Source organism: Nitrosomonas limosa (genome assembly GCF_054188085.1).
This window is the reverse complement of record NZ_CM135180.1, coordinates 2,585,995-2,604,064: the sequence shown is the minus strand read 5'-3', so window position 1 is coordinate 2,604,064 and position 18,070 is coordinate 2,585,995. Positions and strand designations below refer to the sequence as shown.

The 18,070-nt window shown below is 50.0% G+C and carries 16 protein-coding genes; 7 read left to right on the top strand and 9 right to left on the bottom strand.

Annotated features, from left to right (window positions below; all coding sequences use genetic code 11):
• Positions 1-86: 86 nt before the first annotated feature.
• The 7 genes from vapC to ACV7NC_RS12050 all read right to left on the bottom strand — a co-directional run bounded on the left by vapC (position 87) and on the right by ACV7NC_RS12050 (position 5,987).
• A complete protein-coding gene (gene vapC / locus ACV7NC_RS12080) occupies positions 87-485 on the bottom strand; it encodes a type II toxin-antitoxin system VapC family toxin (protein ID WP_458152827.1) in 399 nt (132 codons plus the stop codon).
• On the bottom strand, positions 485-676 hold the full coding sequence (locus tag ACV7NC_RS12075; protein ID WP_458152826.1) for a type II toxin-antitoxin system VapB family antitoxin: 192 nt from the start codon (positions 674-676) through the stop codon (positions 485-487). Before ACV7NC_RS12075 ends, vapC begins: the two co-directional genes overlap by 1 nt.
• A gap of 91 nt (positions 677-767) precedes the next feature.
• On the bottom strand, positions 768-1,520 hold the full coding sequence (locus tag ACV7NC_RS12070) for an alpha/beta fold hydrolase (RefSeq protein ID WP_458152825.1): 753 nt from the start codon (positions 1,518-1,520) through the stop codon (positions 768-770).
• Entirely contained in the window at positions 1,508-2,536 is a 1,029-nt protein-coding gene (locus ACV7NC_RS12065; RefSeq protein WP_458152824.1) for a M14 family zinc carboxypeptidase, read from the bottom strand. Before ACV7NC_RS12065 ends, ACV7NC_RS12070 begins: the two co-directional genes overlap by 13 nt.
• Before the next feature lie 139 nt (positions 2,537-2,675).
• Entirely contained in the window at positions 2,676-3,842 is a 1,167-nt protein-coding gene (locus ACV7NC_RS12060) for an FAD-dependent oxidoreductase (protein ID WP_458152822.1), read from the bottom strand.
• 20 nt (positions 3,843-3,862) lie between these two features.
• Positions 3,863-4,744, bottom strand: coding sequence for an alpha/beta fold hydrolase (locus ACV7NC_RS12055; protein WP_458152821.1), 882 nt, complete (start codon positions 4,742-4,744; stop codon positions 3,863-3,865).
• 10 nt (positions 4,745-4,754) lie between these two features.
• The gene (locus tag ACV7NC_RS12050) at positions 4,755-5,987 is read right to left on the bottom strand and encodes a glycosyltransferase (protein ID WP_458152820.1); all 1,233 of its coding nucleotides are present in this window, start codon (positions 5,985-5,987) and stop codon (positions 4,755-4,757) included.
• A 70-nt stretch (positions 5,988-6,057) separates the two neighbouring features.
• Between ACV7NC_RS12050 and ACV7NC_RS12045 the strand changes: the two genes are divergently transcribed.
• The 3 genes from ACV7NC_RS12045 to ACV7NC_RS12035 all read left to right on the top strand — a co-directional run bounded on the left by ACV7NC_RS12045 (position 6,058) and on the right by ACV7NC_RS12035 (position 12,829).
• Positions 6,058-6,663 carry a TetR/AcrR family transcriptional regulator gene (locus ACV7NC_RS12045; protein WP_458152819.1) on the top strand — a complete coding sequence of 202 codons (606 nt, stop codon included), beginning with the start codon at positions 6,058-6,060 and terminating at the stop codon, positions 6,661-6,663.
• A gap of 250 nt (positions 6,664-6,913) precedes the next feature.
• On the top strand, positions 6,914-11,428 hold the full coding sequence (locus ACV7NC_RS12040; protein WP_458152818.1) for an Ig-like domain-containing protein: 4,515 nt from the start codon (positions 6,914-6,916) through the stop codon (positions 11,426-11,428).
• A 126-nt stretch (positions 11,429-11,554) separates the two neighbouring features.
• Positions 11,555-12,829 (top strand): GNAT family N-acetyltransferase, encoded by a 1,275-nt coding sequence (locus ACV7NC_RS12035; protein ID WP_458152817.1) that lies wholly within the window; start codon positions 11,555-11,557, stop codon positions 12,827-12,829.
• A 175-nt stretch (positions 12,830-13,004) separates the two neighbouring features.
• Here ACV7NC_RS12035 and ACV7NC_RS12030 read toward each other — a convergent pair whose 3' ends face one another.
• Both ACV7NC_RS12030 and ACV7NC_RS12025 read right to left on the bottom strand, forming a co-directional pair.
• Positions 13,005-13,391, bottom strand: a complete 387-nt coding sequence (locus ACV7NC_RS12030; RefSeq protein WP_458152816.1) for a type II toxin-antitoxin system VapC family toxin — start codon at positions 13,389-13,391, stop codon at positions 13,005-13,007.
• Positions 13,388-13,639, bottom strand: a complete 252-nt coding sequence (locus ACV7NC_RS12025; RefSeq protein ID WP_458152815.1) for a type II toxin-antitoxin system Phd/YefM family antitoxin — start codon at positions 13,637-13,639, stop codon at positions 13,388-13,390. The genes ACV7NC_RS12030 and ACV7NC_RS12025 overlap by 4 nt, the downstream gene beginning before the upstream one ends.
• 538 nt (positions 13,640-14,177) lie before the next feature.
• Here ACV7NC_RS12025 and ACV7NC_RS12020 point away from each other — a divergent pair.
• The 4 genes from ACV7NC_RS12020 (at position 14,178) to cysT (ending at position 18,069) form a co-directional block, all read left to right on the top strand.
• Complete coding sequence (locus ACV7NC_RS12020; RefSeq protein WP_458152814.1) at positions 14,178-14,381, top strand: YezD family protein; 204 nt, start codon at positions 14,178-14,180, stop codon at positions 14,379-14,381.
• A 137-nt stretch (positions 14,382-14,518) separates the two neighbouring features.
• Positions 14,519-16,204, top strand: a complete 1,686-nt coding sequence (locus ACV7NC_RS12015) for an alginate export family protein (protein WP_458152813.1) — start codon at positions 14,519-14,521, stop codon at positions 16,202-16,204.
• 25 nt (positions 16,205-16,229) lie between these two features.
• The gene (locus ACV7NC_RS12010) at positions 16,230-17,231 is read left to right on the top strand and encodes a sulfate ABC transporter substrate-binding protein (protein ID WP_458152812.1); all 1,002 of its coding nucleotides are present in this window, start codon (positions 16,230-16,232) and stop codon (positions 17,229-17,231) included.
• Positions 17,232-17,238: 7 nt separating this feature from the next.
• A complete protein-coding gene (gene cysT / locus ACV7NC_RS12005) occupies positions 17,239-18,069 on the top strand; it encodes a sulfate ABC transporter permease subunit CysT (protein WP_458152811.1) in 831 nt (276 codons plus the stop codon).
• Position 18,070 lies beyond the last annotated feature (1 nt).

The window sequence follows — 18,070 nt, the reverse complement described above, 5'->3', positions numbered from 1 at the left end:
TCACAGGAAATATGAAACTTTCTCTGCCGATTATTCAAACATAAGAAAGGGAAAGTGTTTCGGGCAGTTGAGTATTTATGTGAAAATCACAAAACCGATGCATCTTTAAGCTGAAGATGTGCAACCCATGGATCGAAATCACGATCGGAGAAAAGCAAAGGCGTTTTGGTTTCGACGCAATACGTGGCGATAAGGCAATCGATGGTTTTTCGGATGGTAATGCCTTGTTTCCTGAGTGCGCGATAATTTTGAGCAGACTTAATCGCCAGATCGGTATTGCACAGCGGCACTTGCTCAAGCTCGGTCAGTAATGATTTGACGATCCGGTAATCCTTGTCGCTCCTGAATCCTTGCAGCACTTCCGCCAGGATCAAATCCCCCACGACAATCACCGTGCTGGACAGATAGTGATCGAGCTTCTCGGTCTCATCAGTCATCTTGCCGTTGAAGAAATCCACCCATACGCTGGTATCAACCAATACCATCAGTCCGTTCTCATGTCATCGAGATTGCCGTCCCAGTTCAACTTACCTCGATATTGCCTGATTTTTTCCTGTTTTTTTATTCTGATCAACGTTAACAAACCGAGCTCTACCGCTTCCTTTTTGGTCTTTACTCCCGTAAGTTTGATGACTTCTTCCATCAATTCGTCGTCAATAACAATATTGGTTCTCATCAAACCTCCATGTGTATCGTTATGCTTTATTCTACACATAGAATACACAATTAACATATAGTTCACACGTTACTACTGCCCGGAAGTTGATTTACCGTTTATCAAACCACTGCTTAATGCGCTGAGTCAACCACTCCGGCTCATCCAGCGGCAAATCATGTCCGGCGGATTCGTGCTCGACATAATCAGCATTCCAAGTTTGCGCCAGTTTGCGGCTGCAACGGTAATCGACCAAGCGATCCGCCCGGCTGGCGACAACGAGCAGCAGTTGCTGCGGTTTGGCTGTCACTGAAAATTTCATGGCAGCAAGCAATTGGTTTCTAGCGCTGACTGACGATACCGGATTTTGCCGTTGCCATTGCTGCCAGGATTCAAGCAGTTTTATATCGTGTAGATGGCGATTGGAAGTCAACCGCAGAATGTCCGCTTCCCTTTGCTCGGCGGAATGAACAATCAGGGGTAGAACATGTGGATAAGCCGTCCAGCGCAAGCGATGATAAAACGGTGACAGCGGTCTGGCACTGGTATTGATCAGCACGGCCGTTTCGATTTCGGCAGGATAGCGCGTCATCCAATCGATGGCGATCATGCCACCCATCGACAAAGCGACCAGCCGGATCGGCTGGCTTAAATCGACTTGCTGTCGTAGCGCTTCCGTCATAGCGGCAATGGTATTCAGACTGGTTTCATGATTGCGTAAACCGTTGCCAGGAATGTCCGGCATACTGATCAACGCACCGGGGAATTGTTGCTGCAATTGGGCAGGAAACTCGCCCCAGTGCCGCGCTTCGCGCCATAGCCCCCGCAGCAGCACGAAATGCGCCGGACGGTTCATGGATACCATAGCGCCAGTGCTTGTTGTTCCAATTGCTTCGCATCGCTGCGGTCAAGCCAATTCTGGTATGACAATGTGGCGTGCAGTAAAAATTCCATCAAAATCAAATGACTTCTTAATACCCGGTTAAGCCGGTGCGGTTTGATCGGATGATACAGCCCGAGCAGTTGCCGCAGTTGCAGCGGATTCTTGCGGATCCAACGCCATGAACCCATTTCCAGCGTCAGCGGTAGAAAAATCGCGTCATTTTGCAGTGATTGCAAATATAAAAAATCCCACAAATCGCCATGCACCAGATAATGCTGCGATTGCGGCTCAAACAAATAATCCTGATGCGGATAGGTTTGCATGAACAGGTTTCGCAAGTAGCACACTTCCTTCAGATGCTTGATCGGTTCCATCCGGCTGCGGGCATACGGAAACCAGATTTGATTGCGGAATCCGAAGCCGGAATGACAGTCGAGCACCAGACTGAACGGCGCCGGAAACACTTCCTGTGAAATAAAATCGCACAGCGCCTGCGCTTCCAATTGCATCGGTTCATTGCTTTTACCGCGATACCACGGCAAAGCGGGTGAGATCCGGTGTCCACCAGCCAGTAAAATGGTTTTCTCAAGACTATCGACCGGTGCGTTACGCATCAAATCGACGCCTTGTGAATTGGCGCGGGTGTTATTCAACATTCCGGCAGGATTGACGATCGGCAGAAAATGAATCCGCACCCGCTGCAGGATGTCAGCCAAAACCCGGTCCCACTTCAGCCGCTCCAACAGTCCCTCGAGATACGCAATAACAACCTGAGTGCCGATACGCTCCAGTCCATGAACACCGGCGACATACGTCACGCTTGGCACACCCGGATCGGGGTTACCCAATGTCAGCGCGTAAACCGGCAGCAAATCGTCACGGCAAGGAACCTGACAGAGTATTTGGCTCTGTAAAAACCCGGCATGCGGCTCTTGAACAATCGCTTCAATTTGCTCGAGTTCGGGAAACGACCGGCTAGTGGTAGAGGGTGCGCGCATTGTCGATAATTGATTTACCGGAATCCCGATTATTAGAAAATTCAGATGTTACTTGAATCCGCATTGCCGAACCACCGCTACTGCGGGACGATATTCCGCTGCTACTTGCTGCGGCAACCTCTCTTAATCCGGCAACATCCTAAATCTTGGCAGCGTGCCTACGGCTTAACCCCGAAAGGTTCATTTCCAACTTACGCTTCAACGATGGCAGCCGGTTCAAGATGCGCAAAACAATGTTTCGTACACAGCGTTTCACAACATTATGCATCGTGGCCACCCCCATCAACCGCTCCGCGATCCGTAGAACTTCTTCCGCCGCCGGTTTGCGTTTGAGTTCGTAACAATCAAGGTAGCGTTCGTCGCAACGTCCCGATAAAACATCGTCCAGAATGCGACCGAGAAGGCAAGCATCCACCAACCCGGTATTCATACCCTGCCCGCCAGCAGGACTGTGCACATGCGCCGCATCGCCCATCAAAAACAAATGCCCTTTACGATAGCGCTCGGCCAAGCGATGATGCACCCGGAAGCGCGAACTCCAGATCACATTTCGAACCTTGGCGTCATATTCCGGGCCGCGGCTATCAATCAACGCTTGAATATCCACAAGCTGCGGGCGCTCCGGCGCAGTATCAACCGCTGCGACAATGCGGTAACGGTTTTCCTCGGGAAGCGGCGCCACCACGACCATGCCTTCGGGTGATAAGAACAACGATACTTCACTTTGCGACAAGGGCCAATCCATGTCGACATCTGCCAGTATAAAAGACTCATCGTAGGTTCCGCCTGCAAAACCAATACCTGCCGTTTGCCTCACTAAACTGTGCATGCCATCCGCACCCACTGCATAACGTGCCTGAACGGCACTGACACTCTGTTGACTTGCAATTCGCGCCGTCACACCTTCCGGTGTCTGCTCTATCGCTTCAACGGTTGTCCCCCAGCGCACCATCCCGCCTGCTCCCAATAAAGCTTCGAGCAGAATCCGTTCGGTGCGATCCTGCGGAATCATCAAAAGAAAAGGATGCTCGGTTGGGAGCTTATCGAAATTTAATTGCAGCAATTTCTGGCCGCGGTCTCGCATGCAGAAACGGGTGACCTTCAAGCCTTTCTCCACCAGCGGCTGCGCCACACCGAGTTCATCAAGCACATCCAATGTATGCGCATGAATAACCGCCGCTCTCGATGTGTTCTCTATATCCAGCCTGCGTTCAACAACGATGCAATCGATACCTGCTTTTTTAAGCGATAGAGCCAGTGCCAGGCCGGTCGGGCCTGCACCTATGATGAGTACATCAGTTTTCATGAAGTTCTCCTATGGCGGATTCAATTTGAAGCGCTTGCCACAAAATCACTGAAGACTTCTGCTGCGCGATTCACCAGCACCGACAGGTGTCCATCCTCCGGATAAACTTTAAGGCTGGCATCCGGAATCCGATCCGCCATGTGTCTGGCCATTGCGGGCGGCGTATGCCGGTCGTTACCGCCATGATACAAATGAACCGGCATACGTATCCCTTCCAGGGTATAGCCGTGATCTCGTGCAATCAGTGCAGCCTCCTGCATGGCGCCACGGATTCCCGGCTCGTAAGCTTCCTTGAGACTAATGCTCAAACGAATCATCGCCATTGTATTGCTCTCAAGCAATTGGCGGTCTGGTTCCGACAGCATCCCGGCCAATACCTTCACTGCTTTCTGCGCATCGCGCATGAACATCGTGCGATCTATAAGCATCAAAGGAGCAATCAACCAAGGATAAATGCGCGCAAGCGCGAACATTACTTTGAGCACGGGTAATTCACCCTTGCGAATGGTGGCATCCTGTCTCGGCGCCATCCCCGCCACCACACCGGCAAAGTTCAGCCGTGACGGAATGCTGTGGGCACATGCCAGCGCATAAGGTCCACCGCAGGAAGTTCCTAGCACGCCAAATCTTACGTGCCCGAGCTTATCAGCAAGCTGGCTCATATCGTTCGGCCAATCGGTTATTTTCCGATTCGGCATTAAAGTTGTTTTTCCAAAGCCCGGTCGCTCCGGCGCAACCACGAAAACACCGGCGGATTTGGCTTGTTCTTGAATGAGTGCAGCCTGATAACGGCTACCGGGAAAACCATGCATAAAGTACAGCGGATTTCCATCAGCCCGGCCGTAACATGCATAAGCCAGCGTCCTGCCATCGTTCAGTTTAAGCGTATACGTATCAGACAAGTTGATCCTCTTAGTTTCGACACAAATCGTGGATGATTCGGACCGCCATCGCCAAACCGTTTTCCATTGAAATCGCTTCGCCTAATTTTGCAGCACGCACCCTGACTTCGTCGCGCTCTATAAACTCGATAGCCCTTGTCAGTCCCGTCACGTTCATTTTGGCCGCTGTGACTGGTTCGGGCGCAACGCCCAGTTTAGCCAGCCGATCCGCCCAAAAAAATTGATCGCCGATGAAAGGCACAACGATGGAAGGCTTTCCTGCGCGTGTCGCTGAGTGTGTAGTGCCGACCCCGCCATGATGAATGACTGCGGCAGTCTGCGGGAATAGCCAATCGTGCGGCACATTGCCTATGGCGAGAATATTGCTTGGTAATTCACTGTGCTTCATGCCATTCCATCCAGGGTAGAAAAGCGCGCGGCGGCCACGTAGTGAACGCACCAATATATCAAGCATCTGCGCTCGATCGTATCCGCTCATGCTGCCGAAGCCGAAGTAAAGTGGCGGCGATCCTGCAAGTAGAAAGTCTTCCAATTCAAGTGGTGGTGTCCAGGATTCCGCGGAATGCAACCATTGTCCACACATGCGGACATGTTCCGGCCAATCGGCTGGCTGTGGCAACAGGTTTGGGGAAATACCGTAGAGCAACGGAAAATCATTCCAAAGTTTATTGCGCGCGGGCAAGCCGCACACAGCCGCTCGCGCTTTGTTCAGTTTGACCTTAAATGCCCGCCAAAACATACCATTCACAAGATTATGACTGACACGATTCAACCAACCGGGCACCAGATTCGGCGATAAGAACGGCGATGGGAATTCGCACGTCGGCGTCATTGGAATTAGAGCTGCACCAATCGCCGGAATATTTAGACGTTCGGCAACCGAAAGAGCCACAAATCCGGCCATCCCGGAAAAAATGATCGCATCGCTGCCGCGAGCACTGGCCAGAAGCTCGGCCATCCAGGCTTCAGTGTTCTCGTTGGCGATATCCGCTAGCAACCTGGCCGTACCCTTAAAATCGGATTTTCGCGGCATCATGTTTGTACCCGCCACGCCCGCGGCCAAGGTTTTACGAATATCGCCGGACAATGCTTGAACGGGCACATTCAAAGCATGTATCGATTCAAAAGTACCGATATCGGCCAGCATCAGCGTGTCATGGCCAACATCCATAAGCGCACGACTTAGAGCCGCTAGCGGACGAGTATCCCCCTCAGTGCCGTACGTCACGATTGAAAATTTCATGCTTCTACCTCATTGACCTCCGATAAGTATACGTCGTATACTTTATCACATCGTATACTTTTTAGTCAACATGATACAAATAACAGAAAAAACAAACAGGCGGATCCGGAAACGTGAAGCGATGCTGGAACAAATCTCAGGGGCTGCGACCCATTTGTTCAAAACCCGGGGCTTCGAGTCGGTAACCATGGAACTTATTGCAGCCGAGGCCGATGTATCCAAGCGTACGCTATACAAACACTTCCCATCTAAGGATGCGGTGCTGGCTTACATGCTAGAGGCCGAACTGGATCGTGACATGGCTACTTTCGAACTGAAGCTGAGCAAGGAATCGACTTTTCGCGGCAGCGTTTCGGCTCTGTTCGAACAATCGGCCGCATGGTGCGAGGCGCATCCCGACTATCTGCTGCCGTATATACGCCACAAGTTCGCTACTTTCGATCCAGCAGCCGAGCGGCTGAGCCGCGGCGATATTGTGCAAACCTGGATCATGCTAATCGCGCAGGGACAACGCATCGGCGAGTTGAATACCCGCCAACCAACTGAACAATTGGCAATCTATTTCCATTATCTTTATTTTGGAGCGCTGATGCGCTGGATCACAAATCCCGATCTCAAGCTGAAAAACGAATTTGATGCGGTTGTCACATTGTTCATCGAAGGCGCTAAGGCGTAAGAAATGTTCATTCGAGTGGCCGACCCGATTCGTTTGCGGCAATCTCCTTGAATGCCTCTCAACCAACTGAATCGTGCCCAGTATCACTTCACAAACTGCATTAATCAATCTCGCAAATAGGCTCATTTAAAACGTGATTCTTCTCACATCAATAGCATTTTTATTAGCGTATACTCGATCGGTTCCATGCAAGCAGAGAATTCATCGTAATTAAACAAGTAGTTACTGCCACATTCTGGAGAGAAATGTTATGCCTGCTGATTTAACGATCGAAAGACTAAATTCATTTGCGCAAAATTCAAAAGCACAAAATGATAATTTCCCGGATTTAAATAGCCGGAATAGCTACATCCTGGATGTACTGAAAAACGATCTGGGCGATCAATCCAAAGTTCTATGGTCGTTAGATGAAGGCAGCGGTGTATGGAATGAACCCGCCGATTTATTGAGCAGGGATGACATCAATAGCACCAATTCCAGCCAATTAGGCGCGCAAATCTCGATCACCCAGGATGGTAAAGTTGCTTATGTCATAACCCCGGAGTTGCAATCGAAGCTTCGGGATTTAGCGGTTGGCGAAAGTTTAGAAGATACCTTTATTTACGCTATGAAACAGGGTCAAGGCAGTAGTCCGCTGAATTGGGCCAAAGCCACAGTGACGTTGAGCGGATTGAATCATGCACCAGAGCTCACCGGAACAACGGTTATCCTTCCCAGCGGAACAAAAAATACTGACTATAAAATTCTTACCCGCGATTTGCTGCAAGGATTCACCGATGCGGATAATGACTCATTATCGATCATCAATCTAACGGCAACTCATGGTTCGTTGACGGAAACCACCGACGGGTGGATTTTTACGCCGGAAGAAAACTATACAGGCAATATCGAACTCCGTTATGACGTTGCTGACGGTCATGGCGGAAACGTCAGTGCAGCATTGCAGTTCACGCTAGCACCTTCCCTTTCAGATAATTTATCGCCAAGCCTGATCGCTTCCGAACCCATTGATGATTTTGAAGCATTTCCGGTTAACAATAACATTATCCTCCACTTTGATGAGGCAGTCATACCCGGTACCGGCGACATTATCATCAGCAATGGCTCAGATACCCGTTCCATTGCAATTAACGATCCTAATCAGGTGATGTTCAGCGGCGGCAAGGTCACCATCAACCCGAGTGTCAACCTAGTGCCGAATACGACCTATCATGTCGAGATTGCAAGTGGCGTAATCACTGACTTATCCGGAAACCACTTTGCAGGCATTACCGATCCTTCAGCTTTCAACTTTACCACCATCGCCGACACCGCAGCTCCACAAGCAATTTGGAGCTGGCCGTACGATGGAGCATCATTCAAGTTTGATGACAATTTCACCATCGGCTTCAATGAAGAGATCATGGCTGTTACCGGCAATATCATTATCAGCAATGGTTCTGATAGCCATACCATTGCCACGAATGACGCCAGCCAAGTAACCATCACTAACTATTCTAGTAGCAGCGCAGTCAATGGCGGTTACATTACCATCAATCCTAAGGAAGATTTAATTCTTGGCTCCACCTATCGCATTCAAGTTACCAGTGGGGCCATTACAGACACTTCAGGTAACGCATGGGAAGGATTCAGTGATGAGCTGAGTTTTACCACGATCAGTTCGGATCCGCTTTTGAACTGGAGCAACCCTGGGGATGAAGCCATCGATTTCCAGGTTGATAGCAATATCGAACTATACTTCGATGAAGCAGTAAAACCTGGCAACACCGGCAACATCCTCATCAGCAACGGTTCTGATACCCGAACCATCGCCATCAATGACGCCAGTCAAGTCACTTTTGACGGTTACAGTGGCATTTTCATCAATCCGTCTGCCGATCTGATTCCGGGCACCAATTACCACATCAAGATCGATAGCGGCGCAATCATCGACCTGACTGGAAATGCTTACGCCGGTATCAGCGACGATACCACGCTCAACTTCTCTACTACCTCATCGGAACCGTCGCTACTCTGGAGCAATCCTTGGGACAACACGCCGGATTTCCCGGTTGACGGCAATATTGAGTTATCTTTCAATGAAGCGATTCAGGTTGGCAGTAGCGGCAATATTGTGATCAGCAATGGCTCCGATACCCGCACCATCGCTATTAATGATGCCAGTCAGGTCAGCTTTGACGGTTATAGCGGCGTCACTATCAATCCCTCAGCCGATCTGATCCCTGATACCCATTACCACATCAAGATTGACAACGGCGCGATCACCGATTTGGCGGGTAATGCTTATGCCGGCATCAGCGACAACACCACGCTCGATTTCTCCACGGTTACGACCGAGCCGCGGCTGTCCTGGAGCAATCCTTGGGACGGTTTCACCGATTTCCAGGCCAATCAGAACATCGTGCTGTATTTCAACCAAGCAGTTAAACAAGGTGCCAGCGGCAATATTATTATCAGCAACGGCTCCGACACCCGCGCCATTGCCATCGATGACGCCAGCCAAGTCAATTTTGATGGTGATCGCACTGTCACCATCAATCCGCTCACCGATCTGGTACCTGGCACCCACTACAGCATTAAGATTGATAGCGGCGCTATCACTGACTTGGACGGCAATGCTTATGCCGGTATCAGCGATGACAAGACACTGGATTTCTTCGCCACCACGACCGAACCACGGTTATCCGGGAGCTATCCTTTGGACGACTCCACCGACTTTCAAGTGGACCAGAATATCCATCTGTATTTCAACGAATGGGTTCAAGCGGGCAGCACCGGTAATATTGTCATCAGTAACGGCTCTGACATCCGCACCATCGCTATCAATGACACGAGCCAGGTCACATTTAATGGTTATGGCGGTGTTACTATTAATCCGACAGCCGATCTGATTCCCAACAGCCATTACCACATCAAGATCGATAGCGGCGCTATTACCGATTTGGATGGCAATGCCCATGTCGGCATTAGCGATGATACGACACTCAACTTCTCCACGATCACAAGCGAACCTCGATTAACGTGGAGCAACCCCTTCGATAACGCTACGCAATTCCAGGCCGATCACAATATCGAACTGCATTTCAATGAAGCGGTTCAGGCTGGCGCCAGCGGCAATATCGTGATCAGCAACGGTTCCGACACACGTACCATTGCCAGCAATGACAGCAGTCAGGTCACAATTAATGGCGGCAAGGTAACCATTAATCCATCCGTTGACCTCGTTCCACATACGCACTACAGCATCCGCATCGATAATGATGCTTTCATCGATCTGGCTGGAAATGCATACACCGGCATCAGCGACGACAGCACGCTTGATTTTTCCACGGTTACAAGCGAACCCCGGCTAACCGGCAGCACGCCTTGGGACAACTCCACCGAGTTCCAGGTTGATCACAATATCGAGCTGTATTTCGATGAGGAGATTCAGGCTGGAAGCAGCGGCAATATCGTCATCAGCAACGGCTCCGACACACGCACCATCGCGATCAGTGACAGCAGCCAAGTGATTTTTAACGGTAGTATGGTAACGATTAACCCATCGGACGATCTGGTTCCATTTTCCGACTACAGCATCCGCATCGATAACGGCGCCATCACCGATCTGGCTGGTAACAAATATGCCGGTATCAGTGACAACGTCACGCTTAACTTCTCCACCGTTACGACTGAACCACGGTTATCTTGGAGCAAGCCTTGGGATGGTTTCACAGATTTCCCAGTGGATCAGAATATCGAGTTGTACTTCAACGAACTGGTCCAAGCGGGCAACACCGGTAACATGGTCATCAGCAATGGCTCCGATACCCGCACTATCGCCATCAATGACAGCAGTCAGGTCAGTTTCAATGGCTACGGCCTCTCCATCAATCCTTCAGCGGATCTGATTCCCAACACCCATTACCACATCCAGATCGATAGCGGCGCCATTACCGATCTCGATAGTAACGCTTACGTCGGCATCAGTGACGACACGACACTTGACTTTTCCACGGTCACAACCGAGCCACGGTTATCTGGGAGTTATCCTTGGGATGGTTTCACGGATTTCCAGGCCGATCAGAACATCATGTTGTCTTTCAATCAAACAGTCAAACAAGGCGTTAGCGGCAACATCATTATCAGCAATGGTTCCGATACGCGCACTATCGCCATCGATGACGCCAGCCAAGTAAGCTTCGATGGATACAGTAGTGTAACTATCAACCCTACTGCCGATTTGATTCCTGGCACTCATTACAATATCAAGATCGATAGCGGCGCCATCACCGACTTGGACGGAAATGCTTATGCCGGTATCAGCGACGATACCGCACTTGATTTCTTCACGATCACAACCGAGCCGCGACTAACGTGGAGCAATCCTTGGGACGATTACACCGGCTTCCAGGTTGATCAGAATATCGAACTGTATTTCAACGAATGGGTTCAGGCTGGCAGTACCGGCAGCATCATTATCTCGAATGGTTCCGATACCAGAACGATCGCGGCTAGTGATACCAGTCAGGTCACATTTAACGGCAGCAAAGTTACCATTAATCCGATTTTGGATCTCGTTCCCAATACGGGTTACAGTATCCTGATCGATAGCGGTGCAGTTAGGGATATAGACGGAAATGCTTACACCGGAATCAGCGACGATACCGCGCTTAATTTCACGACTGCCGCTGATGATGGATTCCTGCTGGTTAGTCCGGTAATCGTCGGATCGCCCGGTTTGACAGTTTCTGATATTGCCGGATCTCATTTCCCCATTATTTAGCAGAAAAATAAACCAGTAAGCGGTGTTATCGCAATCAGGATGCACCGCTTACCCGGATAAACTACGCTACAATCAAGCTGTCAATCATCGCTTGGACATGAATCATTGATTTCACCATTCAACGGCATGCGACAACTTTCCGAAGCTCTCCAAAAGGCCGTCCATCACCAGCATTCCGGGCAATTTTCCGAGGCGGAAGCGATCTGTCTTAAAATTTGCTCAGCGATCCCCAATCAACCCGATACCTTGCATCTGTTGGCTATCATTTACGCACAAACCCAGCGTTACCAATTGGCCAATGATTATTTCCAGAAAGCAATTGCAGCAGCGCCAACACGCGCAGACTTTATCGGCAACTACGCCAATGCGCTTTTGGAGCAAAATCAAATCGAAACAGCGATCGGCTATTGCGAGAAATCACTCGCACTCAACGCCAATCAAGCTGAAGTCCTGAATATATTGGGCAATGCGTATATGGCTCGGAGTCGTAATGAAAAGGCTGCCGAATGCTTTCGCCGGGCACTGCAACTACGTCCGCAATATCCGCATGCGCTCAATAACCTTGGAAATGCGCTGCAAAAATTGAATAAAACTGACGATGCGATTCGCTGCTATCAACGAGCGCTCGAATTGCAGGGTGGTTACGCCGAAGCCAGCAATAATCTGGGGCAGGCGCTAAAAAGCCTCGGAAGAATCGACGAAGCCAGGGCTTGTTTCCATAAAGCGCTCCTGTCGATGCCCAACTTCAGCCAAGCCCGCCATAATCTTGCCGAGGTCGATTCCAACTGGCTCGAACCGCTGCAAGGAAAAAAGCTTTTTCTTCGCCGTTACGAAACAGAGGATGCCGCTTACATCCATCATTGCCACCAAAACGATGTCTTCATGAGGCAGTACAATCAATATATTCCACGCAATCAACCGATCGATGAATTGGCGGCAAAGTTAAGCCAAACCCAAGCACAGCATCCGTGCCAAACCAAGACTGTCGATTGGGTCATTATCCGGAAAAATACCAATCAACCGGTTGGCATCGCGAATCTCGTTGACATTAACTTTCCGCATCGCCGTGCTGAATTTCTGATCGGTTTACCCAATCCCGAAGATCACGCACGTGGCACCGCCCTTGAAGCGACTTTGCTGATCCTTGATTATGCGTTTAACCGTGTCCGATTGAACAAGCTGACGACCAACGTTTATGCCACTAACGCCTATTCGCAAGAAAACACGTTAGCGCTCGGTTTTATTCAAGAAAGTTATTTGCGCGAACACTTGTTCAATCCTGCCGATGGAAAATTTCTGGATATTTATGGCAACGGCATGACACTCAGGGATTTCCGTTCCAATCAACGCATCGCCAGACTTTCCCGCCGTCTGCTCGGCCGAGATATCACCGCAACATAGCCAAACTCGCCTTGTATCGGCTGCCTCGAAAACGTTTTTCAACGGCCTGTTAGAACAAATTAGCATCCAATTGTACCTGTGTGGAATGGTGAATTCCCGATTAGGATCAGCACCCCATCGCTGACCTACCAGCTATCACCAATATTTGACCAATATCTGATCGCTAATCGTGGATTTAAATATAAATAATGGTATCGCTATAGCTGGACACCGCTCCATCGTGGGTTATAAGACGCATAGGCTCGACAACGGCCTGAGCGATTATAAGCCGGTCAAAAGGGTCTTGATGGTGTAATGGAAGATCTTCTACTGCTAAAGCATGTTCAGGCTCAATGGCAAGTATTCGATATCCTGCCCGATTAAAATGATACAAGGCATCCCGTCCTGACACCGGCATATCTCCCCGACCGAGACTGTGTTTAATGGTAATTTCCCATAGACTGACAGTGCTTACCCAAACCGTATTGCGAGGCGCTAGAATCAGCTCTCGAGCTTTATCTGATAAGTTTTTGTTATCCGTTATGGCCCATAAAGCCACATGCGTATCGAGCAAAATATTCAAACTTCAACTCGGCCAGTAAAAAGCTTTGCAATCTCATCATTACTCCCATCGATATTGTCAGGAACCTCAAACGCACCTTTAGCCACGCCAATACGCTGTCCTGGTGCAAACTTATCTATGGGGACCAATTTTGCCGCTGGATGTCCATTTCGGGCAATAATAATCTCCCGCTCTTCGCCCTGCTCAATGGCTTCAACCAGACGCGAAAGGTTGGATTTCGCTTGCAACATGTTCACTGTGCTCATCATAGCACTCCTATATTTAAGCTAGGGTGTTAGTCTAGTCTGGCTAAGCAAATAAATCAAATTCAAGTAACAACAATAAAGGGGTCAATCACTATTAAAAATACCCATATATTCTGATATTTTATAATTTCCATTATTGTTTCTATTTTCAGAGGAATCAGCGATGCGAATCGCATCAGTGTCCAAAATCAATCCCCTGGTCCCGGCTTTGAAATGCGTTGTTCAGGACGGACTAATTACTTTTCCGTAGAGACTATCCTCGCTTAAGGAAATGCTGATTAATTGACTATGCGAGCGAATCACTTCGTTGCGCGGTACTCGCTCCCTCGCCTATCTTATTGATATATCCCGGTTGCAGTGTGCCGTGCGCCTCGTGCTTCATCTCGTTCGCCGAATTAATCAGCGTTTCCTTAAAAAAGAAATACTCATTACTGCAAGTTTTCTTATACGAAAAAATGATAAGCAAATGAAAAACTATTAGTTCCTAATATAAAGAAAGCTGTGTAAATTTGCGGCTCTCGTAACTACGATCCTTGCAGAAATGACACAACTTTCAACCTCACACAAAAGCAGCCAGCTCAATGCGGATGTCATCCAGGAAATTGTGGATGCCGTCACCAGCATCGACTACGGATCAGTGGAAGTGGTGATTCATGACGGCAAAGTCGTGCAAATAGAGTGCCGCAAAAAAATCCGCGTCAATCACAGCGGATCCGGGCGCAAAGCATTGAAACCGGGCGCTTGATAAACCACCCGGATTCGAACACGGCAAATCAACCGGCACCAGCAATCAGTAATACCGGCCAGTAACACTGGAGGTAAAAACAAAAACAATATCAGTAACTCAACCGGCAAACCGGAGAGCTTACTCAGGAGAATACAGTGAAGTTTCTTTGGTTTTCGTTATCTACAGCGGCAGTAGGCTTACTCACCGCCATTCCGGCAGCAGCGTCTTCGGATGGCAAGCCCGGCATAGACTTTCAAGGCATACAGAAAAGCATTGTTCAATTGGCGCAGCAAATTATTGCCGAACCCGGCAAGCCATCGACGGACAAAGCAAAAGAAGTTGAAAAATCTTTACCGGCGATAGAACCGCAAGCGCAAAAACCGGCGACAGCACCAGCAGCTGCGGCTGCGCAATCAACCAGCTATCACCGGCGGGCAGACAGTTATGCCACCAACCCGGAATCGGATCCGCCCCGCTATGTCCGCCGGTTAAGCGATATCGGGGTTCCTGCTTTCAAGGATATCACCTGGCTGGATATCGGTTTCGAGCATCGCACCCGCTACGAGTGGCGCAACAATGACCTCCGGCGCGTCGAAGGCGGAGAAGACAATCCGATTTTTTTCCGTCATCGCGCCTGGCTGGGCATCCGCGATATTCTGGATCCGTTCCGTTTTGCAGTGGAATTTCAGGATTCCCGGGTTATTAACAATAAATACGTAACAACCGACCAGGAAAGAAACGAATACGACCTGATCAATGCTTACGGTGAACTCAACTTCAAAAAAGCACTCGGCGCCGACGACCGGGGTAATGACCGCCCAATCCGGTTTAGAGTTGGCCGGATGGCTTACGAGACCACCGACCGGCGCTTTATTGCCCGTAACGAGTGGCGTAACACCACCAATACCTTTGAAGGTTTCCGCTTGAATATAGGCCGTGAAGCAAACGATTGGGAACTGGATTTATTCGGTTACCAACCGGTAAGGCGCGCGCAAACCAAATTCGACATGTCCAACGAACGGCTATGGTTCTTCGGCGCCATCGGCCACTGGCGCAGATGGTCTGACATCCTCACGATACAGCCGTACTTCATGGGTCAAAAACAAAATGCCGACCCCGATGGCTTTACCGCCGCCAACCGCCTGGACCGGGAAATTTATATGCCGGGTTTCCGCACCTATGGAAAGGTTCTTGATTTGTTTGATTTTGACGTCAGCTATAACCACCAATTCGGCTACAGCGGGCCGCTGCGGCAAGATGCGCAAGGTTACACCATTGAAGTCGGCAAAACCTTCAATCACCCGTGGAAACCTCGCCTCACCGGCTTCTACGGCTACGCCAGCGGTGATAAAGACCCCAATGACGGCGTCGACAACCGTTTCGACCGCTTCTTCGGTTTCGCCCGGCCTTGGTCGGCGGATCACTACGTGGTCTACGAAAACTTGAAAGCGCCAAAAATCCGGATGGACTTGCAGCCCACGCAAAAACTAGGGTTTGAACTGACGTATGGCTGGTATTTTCTGGCGAGCAAACGCGACCGGATGTTCGATATTCTCGACGGCAATATCAGCCAAACCGTCAGAGATCCGGGTTTCAACCGGGATCGTACCGGCCAAAGCGGTGATTACGCCGGCCATGCGCTCGAAGGCCGGATACGCTACCAAGTATCGCCAAAAATCAATACCGTCTTGGGCTACACCCATTTCACCGCGGAAGATTTCGTCAAGAACCGCATCGCCGCAAGCCCGTCATGCGCAACCGGTCACGTGCATCCTTGCGTTGACCACCGCTCTGGAGATACCGACTTTCTGTACTTTGAAGTACTCATCAGCCTCTTATAAACCCTGTCTTTAATGGAGAAATAGTATGAATATTAGAAAACTGTTCACAACAAGCATTTTAACCGCAGGCCTCGTCCTTAGCGGTCACGCACTCGCAGAAAAAACCATTCTGAACGTTTCATACGACCCAACCCGCGAGCTCTACCAGGAATTCAATGCCGCTTTTGCTAAATTTTGGCAAAGCAAAAACAATGAAACCGTCAAAGTTCAACAATCGCATGGCGGTTCCGGCAAGCAAGCGCGTTCCGTCATTGACGGTCTGGAAGCGGACGTTGTCACATTGGCGCTGGCCAACGATATCAACGCCATCGCCGAGAAAGCCAAACTGCTGCCGGAAGATTGGCAGCAACGCTTATCGCTCAATAGTACCCCGTACACATCGACGATTATCTTTCTGGTGCGTAAAGGCAACCCGAAAGGCATCAAGGATTGGGCCGATCTGGCGCGTCCCGGCGTAGCCGTCATCACGCCGAACCCCAAAACTTCCGGCGGTGCGCAATGGAATTATCTGGCCGCCTGGGAATACGGCAGACGGCACTTGGGCGGCGATGATAAAGCTAAGGAATTCGTCACCAATATCTATAAAAATGTGCCGGTGCTTGATTCCGGTGCACGCGGCTCCACCACAACCTTTGTCGAACGCGGCGTGGGCGATGTGCTGATTACTTGGGAAAACGAAGCATTCCTGGCGTTGAAAGAATACGGCACGGATAAATTGGAAATTGTCGCTCCATCTCTCAGCATATTGGCGGAACCGCCGGTTGCAATCGTCGACAAAGTGGTCGACAAACGCGGCACCCGCCAGATCGCCGAAGCCTATCTGCAATACCTGTACTCCGATGAAGGACAGGAAATCGCCGCCAAGCATTTTTACCGCCCGACCAATGAAAAAGTTGCTGCAAAGTATACCGCCCAATTTCCTAAACTCGAGTTATTCCGCATCGACGATGCTTTTGGCGGTTGGAAAAACGCGCACAAAACACACTTCTCGGATGGCGGTCACTTTGATCAGATTTACTTGAAATAATCAAACAATGAACAGCCTCAAGCAACACAGCATTCTGCCCGGCTTCAATCTGGCACTGGGATTTACTTTGCTGTACCTCAGTCTGATCGTATTGATCCCACTGTCAGCGGCATTCATCCGGACTGCTGAGTTAACCTGGCCGGAATTTTGGGCGATTGTCACGACACCACGGGTATTGGCTTCGTACCGTTTGACGTTTGGTGTGTCATTCGCAGCCGCGCTCGTCAATGCGGTATTCGGTTTGTTAGTGGCGTGGGTGCTGGTGCGTTACCATTTTCCCGGGAAGAAAATTGTCGATGCCTTAGTCGACCTGCCGTTTGCATTGCCAACCGCCGTGGCCGGGATTGCACTGACCGCCCTGTATTCCGGCAATGGCTGGATCGGTCAGCATTTGGAACCGCTCGGCATCAAAGTGGCGTTTACGCCGCTGGGTATTTTTGTAACGCTGACTTTTATCGGTTTGCCATTCGTGGTTCGTACCGTGCAGCCGGTGCTCGAGGACATCGAAGCCGAATTGGAAGAAGCGGCGGCCACGCTCGGCGCTAATCGTTGGCAAACCTTCTCGCGCGTTATTTTTCCCGTGCTTTTTCCCGCCTTGATGACCGGCTTCGCGCTCGCCTTTGCACGCGCGATCGGCGAGTACGGCTCGGTCATTTTCATTGCCGGCAACATGCCGATGATTTCCGAAATCACGCCGCTGCTGATCGTTACCAAACTGGAACAATACGACTACGCGGGAGCCACGGCGCTGTCGGTGGTGATGCTGGTGATTTCTTTCATTCTGTTATTGATCATTAATCTGCTGCAATGGTGGAGCCGCCGCAGTGCGCAAACTTGAG

Coding starts and splice junctions, on each gene's coding strand:
- vapC (WP_458152827.1), bottom strand. CDS start 485: ATGGTATTGGTTGATACCAGCGTATGGGTGGATTTCTTCAACGGCAAG.
- ACV7NC_RS12075 (WP_458152826.1), bottom strand. CDS start 676: ATGAGAACCAATATTGTTATTGACGACGAATTGATGGAAGAAGTCATC.
- ACV7NC_RS12070 (WP_458152825.1), bottom strand. CDS start 1,520: ATGGTATCCATGAACCGTCCGGCGCATTTCGTGCTGCTGCGGGGGCTA.
- ACV7NC_RS12065 (WP_458152824.1), bottom strand. CDS start 2,536: ATGCGCGCACCCTCTACCACTAGCCGGTCGTTTCCCGAACTCGAGCAA.
- ACV7NC_RS12060 (WP_458152822.1), bottom strand. CDS start 3,842: ATGAAAACTGATGTACTCATCATAGGTGCAGGCCCGACCGGCCTGGCA.
- ACV7NC_RS12050 (WP_458152820.1), bottom strand. CDS start 5,987: ATGAAATTTTCAATCGTGACGTACGGCACTGAGGGGGATACTCGTCCG.
- ACV7NC_RS12045 (WP_458152819.1), top strand. CDS start 6,058: ATGATACAAATAACAGAAAAAACAAACAGGCGGATCCGGAAACGTGAA.
- ACV7NC_RS12040 (WP_458152818.1), top strand. CDS start 6,914: ATGCCTGCTGATTTAACGATCGAAAGACTAAATTCATTTGCGCAAAAT.
- ACV7NC_RS12035 (WP_458152817.1), top strand. CDS start 11,555: ATGCGACAACTTTCCGAAGCTCTCCAAAAGGCCGTCCATCACCAGCAT.
- ACV7NC_RS12025 (WP_458152815.1), bottom strand. CDS start 13,639: ATGATGAGCACAGTGAACATGTTGCAAGCGAAATCCAACCTTTCGCGT.
- ACV7NC_RS12020 (WP_458152814.1), top strand. CDS start 14,178: ATGACACAACTTTCAACCTCACACAAAAGCAGCCAGCTCAATGCGGAT.
- ACV7NC_RS12010 (WP_458152812.1), top strand. CDS start 16,230: ATGAATATTAGAAAACTGTTCACAACAAGCATTTTAACCGCAGGCCTC.
- cysT (WP_458152811.1), top strand. CDS start 17,239: ATGAACAGCCTCAAGCAACACAGCATTCTGCCCGGCTTCAATCTGGCA.